Raw genomic sequence first — 16,877 nt, forward strand, 5'->3', positions numbered from 1 at the left:
GATCATGTGCCGGACGGTAAACCGGTCGGCGATTCGTCGCTGGTGCTCACGGCCACGGCTGACAGGATCTGCGCCCAGTCGAAGGCGGCAAGCCCATCTTCGGCGCGTGTGGTGACCGCATCGGGGTCAAGCATGACCACTCCGCACTGTGTGAGGCGTTCTACGCTGTCGGCGTACGCGGGATGCTTGCGCAGCAAGGCTTTCACGCACGGTGCGGCGATGATCGGTATCTCGGCGCCGAGCAACTCGTTCAACACACCCAGAGCCACACAGTCGCTGATACCCCCAGCCCACTTGTTGAGGGAGTTGAACGTCAGCGGAGCGACAATGACGATGTCTGCTGTCGGCAGCGAGTCCTGTTGGCCTGGCGGACGTGCAGTCACCCGCGTCAGGCATCCGGTTTCGGTAGCGAGTGCTTCGAGGTCGATCCACGAGGCCGCAGTGGGAGTGGCGATCAACGACACCCGCCATCCCTGTTTGGACAGCAGGGCAACGAACTCGTCGATCCGTAGCACCGGCGGCGCGGCCGTTACTACGAGGTAGGCAGAGCCGCGGTTCTGGCTCACGCCGCTACTCCGGTACGGATCGCTAGTTCGCGCAGGCCGGGCACGTCACGACGCCGTTCACGTGCCATCAGGTCTCGGATGAGGTTGTGGGCCGTACGGCTGGTGTAAACGATCTCGGGGGCGATCCGATCGGTTTCCAGCAAGTGCAGCACCGCAAGGGCATCTTCGTCGATCTGTGTGTGTGCCCAGGCGCTGTCGAGGTGGAACTGGGCTCGCCGTCCACGCAATCCCGTGGGCATACGCATGAGATCGAGTCGTTCGCTGGTGGCGAGCAGTTGATACGGGTCGTCCAAGGCCACAGCCGCCGACATGCGGTGAATGGTGACATTAGTGGGGCCGAACGCCGTATAGCCGATATTGGTGTCGCGTCCGAGCCGGTCTGCCAGTCGTTGTGCTGTGTCCAGCCTCCCGCGGGCAGTGGCAAGGTCGTTTCGCCGTGCTGCGATGATCGCCGCGATCAACGTCAGCGCGCCCGCCCAACTGATGCGGCGAGGATCATCGCCGGTCATGCTCGCAGCTGCACCGACCGCGAGTTCCTCCGCAACAGCGGCTTGGTCAAGCTTGAGCAAGGCGCAAGTCATCTGGTACGCCGCAGCAGCCTGTCCAAACGGATCGTCAGCGTCGTCGGCAGCCGCTTTCGCACGTTCGGCGGCAACCCGTGCCGCCGCGCCGTCACCTGTTTTGGTTGCCAGCTTCGCTTCCACCACTGCGGCACTGCATCGCAGGATCAGAGCTTGGCGTCGTTCTTGTCCCTGACTGGTGGACATCAACGCAGTGATGGCGTCTGCCACAGTGGACAGCGCGCCGGCTACCTCGGCGTACCGAGCGGCTTGATATGTCTCGTGCAACCGCGTCACCGCCGCCGTTGTCGAGGGCAGACCTTGCAAAGCAGCTCCATCGGAGCTGGCTTCGGCGACGGTGCCAGCGGGGAGCCAACGGTGTGCAAGGACCGTGCCCGTTAGCAGAGCTGTATCCCGCATGACGTCACGTCGACTGATCGTGGCGTCAGCAGGCGCGGCGCCGGATGTCGAGGGATTGAGCAGCGCGTCGAGCTCGGCGAGCGAGAGCTTGAGTTCCGATGCGATTCTCGGTCGACGCCACGGTTGCGGCGTGAGCGTGCCACGTTCCCACCGACCGACCGTTGAGGCTTCCACGCCGAGCTTCTGGGCAAGTGATTCCTGTGTGAAGCCCATCGCCTCGCGTCTAGCAGCGAGTTCCTGTCGCCGGTCCAACGTGTACCACCTCAGATGTTCGATGTACGAGTAAGTCAGAGGCCGCCGACTCAAAACGCCGACCACGACCACGGTCGTTCGATCTCGCCTCGCAGGCACGCCACCCGGTGTCGTACCTGTTCGTAGGCTTCCGGGCTGGTCGCGGCTTTGCCGAGGACGAAGGCGGTCCACCGTAGTTCTCTGATCGTCGCCAGGGTGCGGTAGCCAGGCCCGGCGGTCATGTCGTACCCGCCGTAGGCGTCCACAAAAGCCTGATAATCCGAGTCCGTGATCCGGGCGAAGTCGGTGTAGTCGACCGCCAACGAGACCAGGTCCCATTCGGGAGGTCCGATCCCGACATGGTCGAGATCCAGCAGCACGGGTGCGCCGCCCGCCCTGGGCGCAACAACGTTGCCCTGCCAGGCATCGCCATGGATGACGCACCGAGGCAGTCCTGGAACCAGCACCAAGTACTCGCTGCGCAGCTGCTCTGCGAGATCTCGAAGCCAGGCCCGGTCATCCTCGGGCAGGACGGTTCCGTCGTCGATTGATTCGCGCAGCCCTTCAAAAGGGTCGACCGCGGGGAACGAAGTCGACTTCGGTATCTCCAGGGCGTGGAGACGTCCGAGGACCTCGCCCAGTTCGGCCGGCGTGGCGTGGCGATGATCAGGAAGCTCTACCCACCATGTGACGGGTCGGTTCCCAACAACCGTGGGCTGGTCGATGTCGTCGACGGCGCGCACAACGGGGATCCCGGCCTCAGCCAGCCAACGCGACGCCTGGATTTGACGGGCGGCGACAAGCTGCGAGCCTGGAGGGCCCACACGAGCAACGACACCACCGGTCATCTGGTAGATGACGTTCGTGCCGTCACGGATCAACGTCGCTTTCGCGGTTGGCACACCGGCTTTCTTGCCCGCTGCCGCTAGCACGTCACGCGGATCTCCCGAGAGGACCAGCTCGGTGTCCACATCAGACATTGGTCATGGCCGATGCAGCGAAGTCGGAGAGGTCAGCCACTTCTGGTATTGACAGGTGACCTTCGCACGCACGTACCAGTTTGGACAGTTCCTCGTTCATCCTCCGCGAGTGCAACATCGCGGCATCGGCGATGGCTTGTTGTCCAATGTCGACTGCCTCGCGCGGGTCGCCGATCGTCATGTGCAAGGTCGCCAACCGCGTTCTGGAGAATGCCCGTGAGCGAGGGTAGGCGTCGCTGTGCAAGCGGATCGCCGTTTCGAGGCGCTCCGTGGCATCACCCGGCCGCTTGTCGGCCATGGCGAGTGGAGTGAGTGCTCGCGCGCTGCTGCCTGCGTGTTCAGCCTCGTCGTAGTAGACCAACCAGGGCGGGTCGGTCGCCGCTTGACGCCCAACGAAGTGCATGTCAGCGCGCTCGACCTCGGCTCGCGCTTCGTCGTGGCGGCCTAGGATCGCCAGCAACCGAGCGCGGACGACGCCGATCATGGCCCGCGCGGTGGCGCTCAGCCGGTCAGCTCGGACCTGAGCGAACTCGATCAACGACAGAGCGTCGTCGAGATTGCCCAGGTAGATGGCTTGGCGCGCCATGTCGGCGAGAGTCGCAGCACGTAGCTCCCACGAGCCGCCCTGCTCTGCGCACCAGAGGCCGAAACGGAAGCATCGTGCTGCGGCGTCATGGTTACCGATATCGAAGGCTGAGAAGGCCACGACTCCTGCCAGGTTCCCGACCGCCTCGAACATCCCTGCTTCGACGCTGGTGTCGGCCTGGGAGCTCAGCAGGCGACTGGCCCACCGCAGGTGAGCGAGCCCGGCCTCGCCGGCCATGCCGCCGCCGTAGAGGTTCTCGCTGGCGGCCAGCGTGCGCGTCATCAGCTTTACCTGCTCGACCTCGGCCCACCCGACACGCCGGGGAGGCTGCACGTTCAAGGTCAACGGCTTGAGGAACTCGGCCGGGCCAGCTCCTACGTCAACATGCGCGGTTGGGTCGTAACCGGCCACGCCAGTGGAGGCGGAGCCTTGCAGCGCCAGCGAGGTACCGGATTGCCCAGGAACTTCTTGTCCGGTGCTCAACTGTGACGGATTCGTCGGGGCGTCAGCCGAGACCTGTCCGAGCAAGGCGTCCAACTCATCGAGGGGAACTTCGAGCGCTGTCGCGATGCGGGGCCTGCGCCACGGTTGAGGAGTCAGGGCACCGCGTTCCCAGCGGCCAACGGTAGAGAACTCCACACCGACGGCAGCAGCGAGGCTCTCCTGGGTGAAGCCCATCGCCTCGCGTCGAGCCGCGAATGCTTCACGCCTTTTCCCCACGTGTTTCCTCACTCCACCCGTTCACTCGTCCGCCACGCCGGAGCTTGAAGGCGGTGCCGCCCTACAGCGGCTTGGGCTTACACGTCCTGTTCGATGCGCTCGAAGATGTCGATGTCCGTCGCCTTCTGCCAGTCCGGCAGGTCGTCCCAGTCCGCGACGTAGGACGCCTTCGGCTCGGGGAAGTGCTTGAAGATCTGGCCGATCCAGCACAGCGCGACGAAACGGCCTTTCTGGTCGCGGGTGAGCTTGGCGGTGGCGCCATCGGTTGCCTTGATGAAGGCGAAGACCTGGTCGTACACAGCGGTCGCGGCGTCGCGCTCCCAGTCCGGGGTCTGGTCCCACGGCGTGATGTATCCGGGCTTGGGCTCGCCGGGGTAGTGCTTGGTGACTCCAGCGATCCACGCCTCGCGGAACACGCGGCCTCGGTCGTCCTGCATCCTGTTGTCCTCCATCACGCGGCGTGGCTGCCGATAAGGCTGTTGATCTCGGCATCGAGTTGTTGGATCTGCTGGTCGGCGAGCAAGGGTGCCAGGTGCGGCTGTAGGCCGCGCAGCTTGCGCACGACGACTCCGGAGCCTGTCTGGCGAGCGGTGGCTAGGACGGCGTTGGTGTAGCTGACGACCTGGTCGGGATCGCGCCGGTGCACACCGATCATTGCCAGGTCTGTGAGGACGCCTGCCTTTCGCCGCGCGGTCAGGTTGCCGGCCAGCGCATCGGTCAGCGCGGCCTCGGCGAGATCTGGGCGGCCAAGGGTGACGTAGCAGGTGCCGCGTTCCTCGGCAAGGCGGGAGCCGTCGAACCGGAGCCAGCCGCCGTTGTGCACCCGCCCCTGCAGGTGTTCGACCTCGGCGGCGGTGTCGAGTGCGCGCTGGCAGGTGTCGAGGTCACCGAGGCCGGCGAAGGTCTCGGCCTGTACGGCGGCGATCCAATGCCGGGTCGAGAGAGCGGGGTCGCCGCGGCGGGCCAGGTCAGCAGCCAGTTCGAGGATCGGGGCGGCTTCGGTGAACCGGCGTTCGTAGACGGCGATGAAGGCGTGTCTGGTCAGCGCGCATGCCCAGAGGTCTGGGGTGTTGGCTTCTTTGCTCGCTGTCGCGGCGAGGGTGTAGCAGTGGGCGGCGTCGGTGTAGCGATCACCGTCGAAGAAGATCTCGCCCGCCAACTGGAACAGGTCGGCGGACAACTCGCAAAGTCGCTGCCGGGTAGCCGATGTCTGTGGTCGACGCAAGCCTTCGGACAGCACATCGAGCTGGGCGCGGACCAGGGGAAGTACCTGGCTCTTGGTCGGAGCGAAGGCATACACGCGCCACAGATGGCTGTTGAGCTGCTCAAACTCAGCGACTGCCGTCGAGTCCACGGCACCAGTTTGGGCTGCCGCGGCGAGCCTTTCCGCGTCGCAGACAGCCGACTCGGCCGCTGGCAACGCCAGCAAGGCACCGGTCATGCTGAACAGGCGTAGCAGGTCGCGACGGTTCATGTCGTCTGTCTCCGCGAGGTCTGGCTGAACAGGGAGGACATCCGCTCCCGCGATCTGGGCCAGGACGACGGCCGAGGTGCCGTTCTGCCCGGACGGTGTCGGTGTGAGCAACGTACCCAGCTCTTCGAGGGTGAGACCGAGCGCCTTTGCGATGCGGGGCCGCCGGTACGGCTGCGGCGTCAGATCACCGCGTTCCCACCGGCCGACGGTGGAGAACTCCACACCGACGGCAGCCGCGAGGCTCTCCTGGGTGTAGCCCATCAGCTCACGCCGCGCAGCGAATGCCTCTCGCCGGTCGCCCATGAACATCACCTCGCTCCGTCGGTCCAATGCCACGATAACCAGCTACCGGTCAAGTCTGATCACCCGCTCGGCGAGCAGCACCCGTTCGGCCTACCGCCACAAAAAAAGGTGTTTCCGCAGGTCAGGGAGGGTGACGCCTCATTGCCGCCTCATTGCCGCCGCGTCGTCGCTCTGGATGCCGTTGATCATCGGGAGTTGACTGAGGTCGCTGCGGTCTGGGGGAGCTTCTGCCTCCGGCGGCAGCCCGAGTACCTAGAAGCGCCTTCACCAGAACGCCCCGCTGTGGATGCAAGGTGGCGAGCCCGCCCTCTACGTCGATGGGGAGTTCCCGTTCACGCGGACGTGCTGGTGGGCACGCTCGATGCGCCGCATTGAGGTCTCGGACCGGGACCGTTTCGTATTTCCAGGGCGTGACCGATGAGGAGATCGTCACCAATGCAGTTGCCGTGTCTGAAATCGAAACCCTTGGCATCGTGGCTCTAGCCCAACTCGGTCTCTACGGTCTGGCGGTACAACAGCTCATACAGGTGTGCGCCCTTGATGAGGACCGAGGCTTCGACGGGGCGTTCGTTGTCGCTGTAGATGACACGCAACTGCCGGATCACCGGCGTCCCATCTGGAAGGTCCAGCGTCTCGGCTTCCTCCACCGTCGGGGGGCGTGCCGAAATCCGGTCGACGAAGGTCCGCTGAGGAAAGCCGAGGTCGGCAAGCGCCTGGGGTGCGCCGCCGCGGATTTTCGCGGCCTTCGCCAGGCTGCTGGTGGCGGCAATCTCGGCGGGATAGTACGACGCGGACAACTCCACGGGCTGCTCGTCGTGGAAGAGAATTCTGGTGCGAATGATCGTGGTAGCACCTGGCATCAGCTGCAATCCCTCGGCGATGTCCGCGGGTGGGACGACGTTGTCGACGTTGAGCAACTGGTAGCGGAACCGGCCTGGTTCAGGCTTGATGTAGGCGGAGGCGTCGATGATGAACGGCTGCCGATCACGGACATAGACGCCTTTGCCAACACGGCTGTCGAGGAAGCCTTCGTCCTTCAGTGCCTTCAGCGCGTGCTGGATGGTGGCGTTCGCTGCGCCGTACCGCTCGACGAGTTGCGCGGTGGACGGCAGTTGCGTACCTGGGCTCAGCTCGCCGCGCATGATGAGATCGCGCAGTTCCGCCGCGATCTGCTGATGCCGGGGCCGGATGTCACGGGCGCGAGGCAAGGCCGACTCCTGGAGACGCTGTCAGGGCGGTCATGGCGTCAGCTCGTATCGCAGCCGTCGCCCCTCGGCCACCATCGTCATCACGCTGGCTTCGACGGGCAGATCGTTCTCGGAGACGAGCGCGCGAGCGAGCAGCAGCACACAGGACGGGTCGTCCAGCTCCAGCGCGGTCCGTTCGTGTGGTGTGGCCAAGCGTGCGCTGACGTCTTCACAGACGCGGCGAGGCGGATGTCCGAGGTCGGTCAGGAGTGCGACAGCACCGCCGGGGATCTTGCGGGGCTCGGCCAGTCTGGTGCCCCGAGCGATGTTCGCGGGGTAGTACGAGTCGACGAGCTCGACCGGGTGGTCGTTGAACAGCATGAGGCGGCGCCGCACGACCACCGCCTCGCCCGCATTCAGGCCCAGCATGTCGGCGACCGTCGCGGAGGCGACCACCTCGTCAACACTCAGCAACTTTTGAGTCCCCGTGCCGCCATGCTCTGCTGCCTCGGCGCCCCAGGCGTCGCCCCGGTGGCCGCTCACGTAGGGCATCGACACGCTCGTCCACGGGCCGGCGCTCGTCATCGCTCGCCCTCCTTGTGTCTCGCGGTGGGAGGTACTCCCACCATTGACCTTAGTCGTAAGGCAGCAAGGCCACGTTCGATGCTCATCCGACGACCTTGTCACCTTTCCGATATCGCAGTAAGGTCAATCGTAGCGAAGGTACTACAGATCGTCACTGGTCAGCTCGACCCCCGAACTTTCCGGCCGCTGCGTCAGCCGGGCCGGCAAGACAGTTCGGCCGCCAGCGCACATCGTCCGAGTGCCGTTCGGCATGACCGAAGAAGGAGGGCTACATGAAGGCCACTGAGGAGAAGTGTGTGGCGGACGGCCAGATCACCATCTCGCAGTCGTTCGGCTTCAGCGCCAGCCACGAGCTGAGGCAGTTACCGGCCAGTCACAAGTGTCGCCGCAACCACGGCCACAACTACACGGTGACCGCCTCGGCGTTCGTGCGCGATGACGCCCCCGGAGACCTGTCGCCTCTCGGGGACTATCTGGCCGCGACGTTTGACCACCGGTTGCTCAACGAGCAGGTCACCTTCCACCCGACGAGCGAACTTCTCGCTGCGCACCTTGCCGAGTGGTTCCGGGACCATGTGGAATCGACAATGCCGATCACGCTGGTCGAGATGGTGGTGTCGGAGACCGCGACCACGTCAGCACGCTGTGACGGCGTCACCAGCGAGGTCACGATCTCGAAGACCTTCAAGACCAGCCACGGCGACGTCACGCTGGTTCTGGGGGCGGACGGACTCAACGAGGTTGGGTTCATCACCGATTTCGGCGACCTGAAGCCGTTCGGGACGTACCTCCAGGCGCCTGACGCCGACGCGGGGTTACGTGCTGCCGGCCCTGCGCTGGTCGCCCACCTGGCTGGCTGGTTCGTCGACAACGTCGAGCCGGAGATCCGCGGTCGACTCGTATCCGTACGGGTCGACTCGGGGACGACCACCGGCCTGTGGGAACGAGGCGATGCCTCGTGAACACGCCGGCCTTGGCTCCCGAACGTGTAGAGGGTTCCGCGATTCTCACGGAGAAGTTCGAGTCGTTCCAGGGCGAAGGCCCGTGGACCGGGCAGCGCTGCGTGTTCGTCCGGTTCTCCCGGTGCAACCTCCGGTGCGGCTTCTGTGACACCCCAGAGAGCTGGGACTGGAGCAGATACAACCCGGCCGAGGTCAGCGACAGAGTCCCCATCGCCGAGCTGGTGTCGTGGGTGCGTGAGCGCGGCGTGGACATGATGGTGATCACCGGCGGGGAGCCGATGTTGCAGCAGCCCGCCATGACCGCCCTCGCCCGCGGCCTGGCGAACGTGCGAGTGCAGGTCGAAACCAACGGCACGATGGCGCCCACACCGGAACTTGCCTCCTTGGTCGATCTCTGGGTGGTGAGTCCGAAACTCGCGAACTCCGGCATGACCTACTCAACCCGCATTAAGGGGTCCTAACATAATGACCTTGGGTGTGGTTTGATGCCGTGTCTTGTTGGTCTTCGGTGAGAGGTGGGCTGGGTGGGGCAGCGGCGTCCGTGGGAGGTCGACGACGGTCTGTGGGAACGGATCGAGCCGTTGTTGCCGCAGGTGGAGCGTCGGTTTCGACATCCGGGGCGTAAGCGGTTGGACGACCGCAAGGCGTTGTGCGGGATCATGTTCGTGCTCTATACCGCGATTCCGTGGGAGTTCCTGCCGCAGGAGCTGGGCTATGGGTCGGGCATGACGTGCTGGCGCCGGCTGCGGGACTGGACCGAGGCCGGGGTATGGCAGCGGCTGCACGAGGTACTGCTGGCGGAGTTGCACGCGGCGAACCGGCTGGATTGGTCACGGGCGGCGGTCGATGGATCGCATGTAAGGGCGTTAAAAGGGGGCCGAAAACCGGTCCCAGCCCGGTAGACCGAGCCCGCACTGGGTCCAAGCACCACGTGATCACCGACGGTACCGGCATCCCCTTGGCAGCCACTCTGACCGGTGGGAACCGGCACGACGTCACCCAGCTGATGCCGTTGATCCAGGCGATCCCGCCGGTGCGGGGCCGTCGTGGACGGCCCCGCCGACGACCACGACGGATCTACGCCGACCGCGCCTACGACCACGACAAGTACCGCAAACTCGTCCGTGCCGAGGGAATCACGCCAGTCATCGCCCGCCGCGGCGAGGAACACGGCTCTGGCCTCGGCGTGTACCGGTGGGTCGTCGAGGGCGCGTTCGCCCTGCTGCACTGGTTCCGGCGCCTGCGCATCCGATGGGAGATCCGCGACGACCTCCACGAAGCCTTCCTCACCCTCGGCTGCGCCATCATCTGCTGGCGCCGCCTCAAAGCCCACTCATTGTGTTAGGACCCCTAAGGCCGATGCCCTCTCGGCGTTGGTCGCGACAGACCGCGCGGTGTTCAAGTTCGTTGTCACTGAGCCCGACCGCGACCTCGACGAGATCGCCCAGCTCGTCGAGGAGCACCAGCTGGCTCCGGTGTGGGTGATGCCGGAAGGCACCACCCAGGAGAAGGTTCTGGCCGGTATGGATGCGCTCTACGGCCCGGCCACTGAACGCGGGTGGAACGTCTCCACCCGCCTGCACATCCTGACCGGAGCGCGGTGACACCGATTCCCAGACCGAGCGCTGGATCGCGTGGTTTCCGCGCCAGCACCAACAACTCGGCGATCTCCCGTTTGGGACTCGGCTTCGGAGGACCTGACCGGGACCACCCTGATGCTCGCAGTCCCCAACGCTGCCCTGGCATGTCGCGCAGCGCCTGCGCGCCGGGGCTCTATCTCCAGCCGCCGCTGCTGACGTCTTTGACCCATTACCAAACCCGGAAGCGAGGCGAAGTCCGTGACCAACACCCTCGACAGGCTGGCTTCCAGCGACAGCCAGGACCTGGCGTCGCCGGGTCCGGTCGACACCGAGCGCGTCGCCGATCTTGTCGGCCAGCTCCTCGCCGCGATCGGCGAGGACCCCGGACGGGAGGGCCTGTCGGACACGCCGACCAGGGTCGCCGCGTGGTGGCGCGATTTCTTCTCCCCGGAGCCGTCGGCCACACCGACCTGCTTCACCGAGCAACACCTGAGCGGCCAGTTGGTCGTGATCGGCGGCATGAGCGTCTGGTCGCTGTGTGAGCACCACCTGCTGCCCATGAACCTGGACGTCGCAGTCGGTTACGTACCGGACGGCGAGGTGATGGGCCTGTCGAAGTTCGGCCGCATCGCACAGCAGTACGCGGGTCGCCTCCAGGTGCAGGAGCGCTTCACTCGGCAGGTAGCCGACGAGATCGCCTTAGCGCTCGGCAGTAACGACGTGGCCGTCGCGGTCCGCGGCACGCACCTGTGCATGAGCGCACGGGGTGTGCGGATGGAGGCAGCTCGTACCACCACAGTGCAGGCCGGTGGTCGATTCGAGAGCGATTCTGTGCTGTCCCAACAATTCCTCACCCTCGCCACCGACAGGTGGAGGGCAGCGTGATGGCCAAAAGCATCGCCTTCTCCGCGATCGCGCCGCCCGACTACCTGAACGCCTTCGTCGCGCAGGAGCCCGCCAGCGTCCACCACGTGGCAGCCCAGCGTGTTCTTACCGACGCTGCCTACCGCGCGTTCTTCCACCGCGAAGCCCAGCGGGGCGCGGAGATCATTGTCGACAATGGAGTCTTCGATCTCGGCCACGCCCTGCCGGCCGCCGACCTGATCGCGGCAGCCCGCATAGTCGACGCCCGCGAGATCATCCTGCCGGACGTCATGCGCGACGGGCTCGCCACCATCAAGGCCAGCGACGAAGCCGCCCACGAGATCCTCGACCTGAGCGACGAGTTCCGGCTGTGCGTCGTGCTGCACGCGGCAGACGATCAAGAGTGGTTGCGCTGCTACGACTACTTCGCTTCCAGCGACTACGTCGGAGCGATCGCGTTGCCCGCATCCCGGCGTCCGGCGCCCGAAGATCAGCTCTGCCGCACCCGCTGGGCGGCCACTCGGTATCTGGAAGACCACGGCATGATCGAGGACGGCATCGTCTATCGGCTGCTCGGCCTCGGCCGTACCGGACACCTGGAACTCGTCGAACAGCGCGAGCACGAATGGATCGCCTCGGTCGACGGGGCCGCGCCGGTCATCCTCGGCGCGATGGGCATCGCGATGCTGCCCGGCGGCCCCTACGAGAAGCCCAAAACTCCTCGGATCGAGGACCTGGGCCCCATCCCCGAGGAACGGTTCGACCTGATCCGACGCAACATCGCCGTCGTCCGCGAAGCGGCCGGCAGCAGCGTCCGTATCCCGGAGGCCGCCTGATGAACTTGCTCGCCAATGCGGTCCTGCCCGCACGCCCCGACTCGGCGTTGCGCAGTTCTCCCATCGCGGTGGACGGGCACACCATGGCCCCGGACCGCCTTCTGCGCTACCTCCAGATCAAGGTGCACCACCTGATCCAGGACCACGACTGGGACAGCATCCACGTCGTCGGCAGTTACGACCGCCAAGCGGTGATCTCAGAGCACGAGAAGACCGGCAAGCTGTTCAACTTCGAGCGCCCCACCGCCGACGTCCAAGGCCGTGACCTCACCGTCAAGGCATTCCCCGGTACCGACTACGTCCACCACTACGCACTGATCATCGCCACTTACCTGGCCATGACAGGAAAAGCGGCCGACACCGTCACCTACGAGTTGCCTGACCCGACGTTGTCCCGCGAGGCGGTGGGGAAGCTCGACCTCGAACTCGATGGCGACCTCGTGATCGTCGGCTGGGGTCTGGCGCACCTCGCCCCGCCGGGCGGCGTGTGGAACCACGGGCACGGCTACGCCTGGCAACGCACAGAGATCCACGGCCGCCGGGTGGTCTACCTCGGTTTCCTGCACAGCATCTGGGGCGACGTCGCCGGGCGCGTGGTCACGCGCCTGGCGGAGCTCGGCGCCCGCGACGTCGTCTACGTCGGCAAAGTCGGCGCGCTGAACCCCGACATCGAGCCCAACACGCGACTGGCCACCGGAAACACGAGCCTCGTCGGTGGCAGCTTCGTCACGTGGCCCGATTTCTTCGGTGACTTCGCCACCGCCCAAGCGGGCGTGCACACCGGCGTCCACGTCACCTCGCCCTCGATCCTGCTGGAGAACCGGGACTGGCTGACCGAGCACGCGGAGCACGCATTCGTCGATCCGGAGATCGGTCCAATGGGGGTCGCAGCACGCGATGCCGGGATCGATTTCGGCTATCTACATGTCATTTCCAACAACCTCGCTCGCCATTACCCCGCGGACTTGTCCAACGAGCGTCACAGCGACGTTGTCCGACGGCGCACCGTCCTAATCAGACAGATACAAGACGTCATCGCCAACCGACTGGCCGCTCGGCCAATCTGAACCCCTTGGAGGGCACCACATGACGAACGCAGCACCTTTCTTCAACCCTGCGCGCGGGCGGGAGATCACGGTGGTCGGTATCGACGGCGCGGGCAAGTCCACCCTCGCCACCCGCCTGCACCAAGCGCTCAACGAGGCCGGCCACGAAGCGATCCTGATCGGCAAGCACAGCACCGAAGTCCCGATGGACCCGGAGTTGTCCGCCTACGTCGATCGGCTCAACGCACTCGTCTACCGCCGCGACGCCCGCGTCGCCCAGGCGTGCGGCGACCATTACTGGCTGCTGGCGTTGGCCGCCTGGTACACCCTCCAGGACAAACTCGTCATCCAACCCGCTCTCGCCGCCGGAACCCACGTGATCCTCGACAACGCCCACCACAAGATCCTCGCTCGCTACGCGGTGAATCCCGAAGTCTCCACCAGTTTGGCCGAGCAGGTCTTCGCCCACCTCACCGAACCCGACCTGGTCTTCTTCCTGCGCATCAGCGCCCGCGACGCGCTCGCCCGCAAGGGCGAGTTCAGCTCCCTGGAAACCGGCCACTCCGGCGCCACGGACGAGGACTTCATCCGCTACCAGGACATCGTTCTCGCGAAGCTGCGCGAGCACGAGCAGCGCGGCGGATGGCTGTCGATGGACGTGACCGACATGGACCGCGACGCGGTCTTCAAGACCGCCGCCGACGCGCTCGCCGACCGCCTCCAGCTCGCCATCTGATCCCGCCCGCAGTCACCACGAGGAACGCACCATGCCAGCGACCCAACCGACCGACGGCGAGTACGTGTGCCACGGCATCACCTGGGCGACAGGAGATCCCCGGCTGCTGCTGGCCCCGCTGCCCGACGGGCCGCTGGTCTACGCCGAGATCATGAACCAACGACTCGGCTTTGCGGTTGGTACTGGCCGGTGGTGCACCGGCCGGTATCAGTTCGCCGACACGGTGCGCGTCGAGGCCCTCGCCTGCCCCAACCGCGCGCCGACCGAGCAGAGCGACCAGTGCGGCCGGTGCTTCCGCCAGGACGAGTTCCGCTTCGCCCACCAGTTCCACCAGGGCGGCAACGTCCCCGAAGCCTTGCGCCAGTACATGGACCAACCGCACTGGCTCTATCTCGCCGCCTTCGCCGACGGCGCGACCAAGGTCGGCACCGCAGCCGAACCACGCAAGCAATCCCGCCTCGACGAACAGGGCGCCCTGATCGCCACCTACCTGACCAAGAGTCCCGACGGCCGGGCCGTACGGCACCTCGAAGACGCCATCACCCGCGGGCTGCAGATGCCCCAGACCGTCCGAGCCTCGACCAAGCTCAAGGCGCTGGCCAACCTGACCGACCTGACCATGGCGACCGCGACCCACGACCGCCACGTCGCCCGCGCCGTTGACGCGCTCGCCGCCATGGGCACCTCGGCGATGCCGGAGAAGTGGATCCCTCCTGCCGAAGGCGACCGTATGCGCGTCGCCGACGGTGTACGGATGCTGTATCCACACGATCTGCGCGACGGTGAGCACGGCCTCACCGTCGTCTCGTGCGTCGGCACCCAGGTGCTGGCCGTCCTGGACGGTGCTGACGAGGTGGACTACGTGCTCGACCTCGGCACCCTCAAGGGTCGCCGCATCACGCTCGGCCCGTTCGCGTCGCCCGTCGCCGCCTTCCAGAACGCTCTCTTCTAACCGCCCCCGCCTGGCTGGTCAGCGTCCCGTCCGCCTAGAACCCGGCCCTGCATCCTGAAGCGAGGTACCCACATGGCACCCCTGGACGCCGTTCTCGGTTGGGACGAGGACACCACCGCAGAGGCGTATGCCGCCTTCACCCGTGGCTTCCCCATGTACGGCGCCACCAGCCGAGACCTTGCCCACCGCGCCGGTCTCGCCGGCAGCAGCCTGGTGATCGACCTGTGCGGCGGAGCGGGCGCGACTGCGGAAGCGATCCTCGATCTCGTCCCTTCCCAGGCCCAGGTCATCTCCCTGGACAACGCTGCGGCCATGCAACGCGTCGGCAGGCGGACCCTGACCGACCCGCGCCTGACCTGGGTCACGGCCCCGGCCGAGAACCTGGCCGAGCACGTTCCCGGCGCGGCGGACGCCGTGGTGTGCAACTCCGCGATCTGGAAGACCGACGTGCCACAGGTGCTCGCCGCCGTCCACCAGGTCCTGCGGCCAGGGGGCCGGTTCGTGTTCAACATCGGCGGCGGTTTCGCTGGCGTCCGCCACCCCGATGAGACCAGCGTGCGTCCCGGACCGTCGCTGAACACCCTGATCCACCAAGTGGCGGCCAACGACTACGGCTACGCCCCGCCGCCGACCACCGAGGAAGCTCCTAAGCTGCCGCTGGACGCGGTCGCCGACCATCTCTCCGTCGCTGGGCTGACCATGCTCGACACCGAGATCGTCGCCCAGCACAGCACCATGGCGGAGAAGAAGGCGTGGCTGTCGATTCCGGTCTTCGCTCGCCCCAACGGGGACTTCACGCACGCTCAGCGGATGGACATCCTCGACAAGGCGTACTCGCTGACCACGCCCGACACGCCTACCGTGACGAGCTGGCTCGTGGTGGTCGCACAGCGACCCAGGGAACAACGTTGACCGCGCCGCCGCCGATCAGCAGCCGCGGCAGCGGGACAAAGTACTGCGACCATGCGGCCGTCGGTGTGCTCATCTCCTCACCGGACGGGCTGCTGGTCTTCGAACGGGCGAGGCCCCCTGCGGGGATCGCCCCGGTCGCCGGCCATGTCGACCAGCACGGAGGGCCCGAGCAAGCCGCCCACATTGAGGTCGCCGAGGAAGTCGGCCTGACCGTCACCGCTCTTCACCTGCTGCTGACCGCATGGCGGCCCAACCACTGCCGCCGGCCGACCAGCGACCACGTGGGCCATCAGTGGTGGATCTATCGGGCCCAGACGTCTGGATCGGTCAGCCCATCTGCCCAAGAGGTGCGCGCCCCCCGATGGCTGCACCAAGACCAGCTCCAGCAGTACGCGCACCGCACCGCGGCCTATGCCGAAGGGCAGCTGAGCGAGGAGCAGTTCACCGCGAACCCCGGCTTGGAGCCGGTGTGGGTTCGATTCCTTCACGAGCTCCAACTGGTGACGCTGCCCGACGACACCCTGAGCTCGATCGACCAGGTCCTCTGACCGTGCATCGGCGATGGGCCTCAGTGCGCTCCCACTACGTTCCCCGCCGCCAATCGGCGCACGTACGCGCGGATGCGGTCGCGGTCCTCGGGGAACACGCTCTCCCACGTCTCGTCCAGGTCGACCCACTCCGACGGCTGGCCGGTCTCCCCGCCGAGCGGCACATCACGACTGACGACGGCCCCGTAGGACAGGCTCAGCGTCGGCGCCCAGTCGGCACGGAAAGAGCGGACAGCCACCGCGGCCGGCACAGGCAGCAGCTCGCCCGCCACGCCGGCCTCCTCCACGAGTTCACGGGCCGCGGCTGCCCGCGGCGTCTCGCCCGGCTCGACCTTTCCGCCAGGCGGTACCCATCCACGCACGCGGTGCCGCACGAGCAGGACGTGGCTGTAGGACGGGTCCGTGACCCAGACCTCGGCCGCGAGCGGCTCCATCAGCGTCTGATGGGCGCGCAGCCACGCCTGGGCGTCATCGAACTCCATCGCAGCAAGGCGAGCATCGGCGACCGCCGCTTCCACGGTCAACTGGTCAATCACCTGACCCAGCCTAAGCCGACGCCGCAGCCACCCCGGACATTGCGGAGAGATCAACGCCCGCCGTGTCCCAGCCCGCGAATGAACGGCCTGAAGGCTGGATGCCCCCTAATGGTGGAATCGTCGGCGACGAATCGCCAAGTTCACGCAGGTCAAGCCAGGTGACACCTCATTCACACGTGCACGGCATTGCCCCGACGCGCTTGAGGGGATGGCCCATTTGGCACTTGACTACCTCCGGCTGCGCCGAGAGGGAGGTGCTGCCTTCGCGGCATGCTCCGGCGAGAGCAGCCCGG

Annotated in this window: 20 protein-coding genes; 11 read left to right on the forward strand and 9 right to left on the reverse strand. The window is 66.4% G+C overall.

Going from position 1 to position 16,877, the window contains the following annotated elements; translation table 11 throughout:
* Positions 1 to 2 precede the first annotated feature (2 nt).
* From ACFSZT_RS09515 to ACFSZT_RS09550, 8 genes are all read right to left on the reverse strand, one after another.
* Positions 3 to 566 (reverse strand): flavoprotein, encoded by a 564-nt coding sequence (locus ACFSZT_RS09515; RefSeq protein ID WP_377396467.1) that lies wholly within the window; start codon positions 564 to 566, stop codon positions 3 to 5.
* Complete coding sequence (locus ACFSZT_RS09520; protein WP_377478385.1) at positions 563 to 1,852, reverse strand: helix-turn-helix domain-containing protein; 1,290 nt, start codon at positions 1,850 to 1,852, stop codon at positions 563 to 565. Before ACFSZT_RS09520 ends, ACFSZT_RS09515 begins: the two co-directional genes overlap by 4 nt.
* Complete coding sequence (locus ACFSZT_RS09525) at positions 1,849 to 2,748, reverse strand: phosphotransferase enzyme family protein (protein ID WP_377396461.1); 900 nt, start codon at positions 2,746 to 2,748, stop codon at positions 1,849 to 1,851. The genes ACFSZT_RS09520 and ACFSZT_RS09525 overlap by 4 nt, the downstream gene beginning before the upstream one ends.
* A 1-nt stretch (position 2,749) precedes the next feature.
* A complete protein-coding gene (locus ACFSZT_RS09530; RefSeq protein WP_377478219.1) occupies positions 2,750 to 4,075 on the reverse strand; it encodes a helix-turn-helix domain-containing protein in 1,326 nt (441 codons plus the stop codon).
* A 65-nt stretch (positions 4,076 to 4,140) separates the two neighbouring features.
* Positions 4,141 to 4,500 (reverse strand): hypothetical protein, encoded by a 360-nt coding sequence (locus ACFSZT_RS09535; protein ID WP_377396454.1) that lies wholly within the window; start codon positions 4,498 to 4,500, stop codon positions 4,141 to 4,143.
* A gap of 14 nt (positions 4,501 to 4,514) precedes the next feature.
* On the reverse strand, positions 4,515 to 5,846 hold the full coding sequence (locus tag ACFSZT_RS09540) for a helix-turn-helix domain-containing protein (RefSeq protein WP_377396451.1): 1,332 nt from the start codon (positions 5,844 to 5,846) through the stop codon (positions 4,515 to 4,517).
* Between the two features lie 473 nt (positions 5,847 to 6,319).
* Positions 6,320 to 7,048 (reverse strand): GntR family transcriptional regulator, encoded by a 729-nt coding sequence (locus tag ACFSZT_RS09545; RefSeq protein WP_377396448.1) that lies wholly within the window; start codon positions 7,046 to 7,048, stop codon positions 6,320 to 6,322.
* A gap of 30 nt (positions 7,049 to 7,078) precedes the next feature.
* Complete coding sequence (locus tag ACFSZT_RS09550) at positions 7,079 to 7,612, reverse strand: GntR family transcriptional regulator (protein ID WP_377396445.1); 534 nt, start codon at positions 7,610 to 7,612, stop codon at positions 7,079 to 7,081.
* Between the two features lie 296 nt (positions 7,613 to 7,908).
* Between ACFSZT_RS09550 and ACFSZT_RS09555 the strand changes: the two genes are divergently transcribed.
* From ACFSZT_RS09555 to ACFSZT_RS09605, 11 genes are all read left to right on the forward strand, one after another.
* Positions 7,909 to 8,574: a 6-pyruvoyl trahydropterin synthase family protein gene (locus ACFSZT_RS09555; protein WP_377396442.1), complete on the forward strand. Its 666-nt coding sequence runs from the start codon at positions 7,909 to 7,911 to the stop codon at positions 8,572 to 8,574.
* Positions 8,571 to 9,035: a 7-carboxy-7-deazaguanine synthase QueE gene (locus tag ACFSZT_RS09560; protein WP_377396439.1), complete on the forward strand. Its 465-nt coding sequence runs from the start codon at positions 8,571 to 8,573 to the stop codon at positions 9,033 to 9,035. The genes ACFSZT_RS09555 and ACFSZT_RS09560 overlap by 4 nt, the downstream gene beginning before the upstream one ends.
* Positions 9,036 to 9,098: 63 nt before the next feature.
* A protein-coding gene (locus ACFSZT_RS09565; protein WP_377478172.1) for an IS5 family transposase occupies positions 9,099 to 9,919 on the forward strand; the annotation gives its coding sequence in 2 pieces (ribosomal slippage) (positions 9,099 to 9,453 and positions 9,453 to 9,919; 822 coding nt in all).
* Between the two features lie 28 nt (positions 9,920 to 9,947).
* Positions 9,948 to 10,178, forward strand: coding sequence for a hypothetical protein (locus tag ACFSZT_RS09570; RefSeq protein ID WP_377478221.1), 231 nt, complete (start codon positions 9,948 to 9,950; stop codon positions 10,176 to 10,178).
* Between the two features lie 234 nt (positions 10,179 to 10,412).
* Entirely contained in the window at positions 10,413 to 11,039 is a 627-nt protein-coding gene (gene folE / locus ACFSZT_RS09575; RefSeq protein ID WP_377392749.1) for a GTP cyclohydrolase I, read from the forward strand.
* Positions 11,024 to 11,854: a hypothetical protein gene (locus ACFSZT_RS09580; RefSeq protein ID WP_377392746.1), complete on the forward strand. Its 831-nt coding sequence runs from the start codon at positions 11,024 to 11,026 to the stop codon at positions 11,852 to 11,854. Before folE ends, ACFSZT_RS09580 begins: the two co-directional genes overlap by 16 nt.
* Positions 11,854 to 12,921 (forward strand): hypothetical protein, encoded by a 1,068-nt coding sequence (locus ACFSZT_RS09585; protein WP_377392743.1) that lies wholly within the window; start codon positions 11,854 to 11,856, stop codon positions 12,919 to 12,921. The genes ACFSZT_RS09580 and ACFSZT_RS09585 overlap by 1 nt, the downstream gene beginning before the upstream one ends.
* 19 nt (positions 12,922 to 12,940) lie before the next feature.
* Positions 12,941 to 13,636 carry a dTMP kinase gene (locus tag ACFSZT_RS09590; RefSeq protein ID WP_377392741.1) on the forward strand — a complete coding sequence of 232 codons (696 nt, stop codon included), beginning with the start codon at positions 12,941 to 12,943 and terminating at the stop codon, positions 13,634 to 13,636.
* Positions 13,637 to 13,667: 31 nt separating this feature from the next.
* Complete coding sequence (locus ACFSZT_RS09595; protein ID WP_377392738.1) at positions 13,668 to 14,588, forward strand: DUF2797 domain-containing protein; 921 nt, start codon at positions 13,668 to 13,670, stop codon at positions 14,586 to 14,588.
* Between the two features lie 72 nt (positions 14,589 to 14,660).
* Positions 14,661 to 15,500: a class I SAM-dependent methyltransferase gene (locus ACFSZT_RS09600; RefSeq protein WP_377392735.1), complete on the forward strand. Its 840-nt coding sequence runs from the start codon at positions 14,661 to 14,663 to the stop codon at positions 15,498 to 15,500.
* A complete protein-coding gene (locus tag ACFSZT_RS09605; RefSeq protein WP_377392732.1) occupies positions 15,497 to 16,048 on the forward strand; it encodes an NUDIX hydrolase in 552 nt (183 codons plus the stop codon). Before ACFSZT_RS09600 ends, ACFSZT_RS09605 begins: the two co-directional genes overlap by 4 nt.
* A gap of 20 nt (positions 16,049 to 16,068) precedes the next feature.
* Here the strand turns inward: ACFSZT_RS09605 and ACFSZT_RS09610 are convergent, their stop codons facing one another.
* A complete protein-coding gene (locus ACFSZT_RS09610; RefSeq protein WP_377392729.1) occupies positions 16,069 to 16,584 on the reverse strand; it encodes an NUDIX domain-containing protein in 516 nt (171 codons plus the stop codon).
* Between the last annotated feature and the right edge of the window lie 293 nt (positions 16,585 to 16,877).

The sequence above is a fragment of the Prauserella oleivorans genome (assembly GCF_042685745.1).
Taxonomy (GTDB): domain Bacteria; phylum Actinomycetota; class Actinomycetes; order Mycobacteriales; family Pseudonocardiaceae; genus Prauserella_A; species Prauserella_A oleivorans.

Bases quoted from the DNA above. Each gene is read 5' to 3' on its own strand.
- ACFSZT_RS09540 (WP_377396451.1), bottom strand. From the start codon at position 5,846: ATGTTCATGGGCGACCGGCGAGAGGCATTCGCTGCGCGGCGTGAGCTG.
- ACFSZT_RS09535 (WP_377396454.1), bottom strand. From the start codon at position 4,500: ATGCAGGACGACCGAGGCCGCGTGTTCCGCGAGGCGTGGATCGCTGGA.
- ACFSZT_RS09550 (WP_377396445.1), bottom strand. From the start codon at position 7,612: ATGACGAGCGCCGGCCCGTGGACGAGCGTGTCGATGCCCTACGTGAGC.
- ACFSZT_RS09595 (WP_377392738.1), top strand. From the start codon at position 13,668: ATGCCAGCGACCCAACCGACCGACGGCGAGTACGTGTGCCACGGCATC.
- ACFSZT_RS09585 (WP_377392743.1), top strand. From the start codon at position 11,854: ATGAACTTGCTCGCCAATGCGGTCCTGCCCGCACGCCCCGACTCGGCG.
- ACFSZT_RS09600 (WP_377392735.1), top strand. From the start codon at position 14,661: ATGGCACCCCTGGACGCCGTTCTCGGTTGGGACGAGGACACCACCGCA.
- ACFSZT_RS09590 (WP_377392741.1), top strand. From the start codon at position 12,941: ATGACGAACGCAGCACCTTTCTTCAACCCTGCGCGCGGGCGGGAGATC.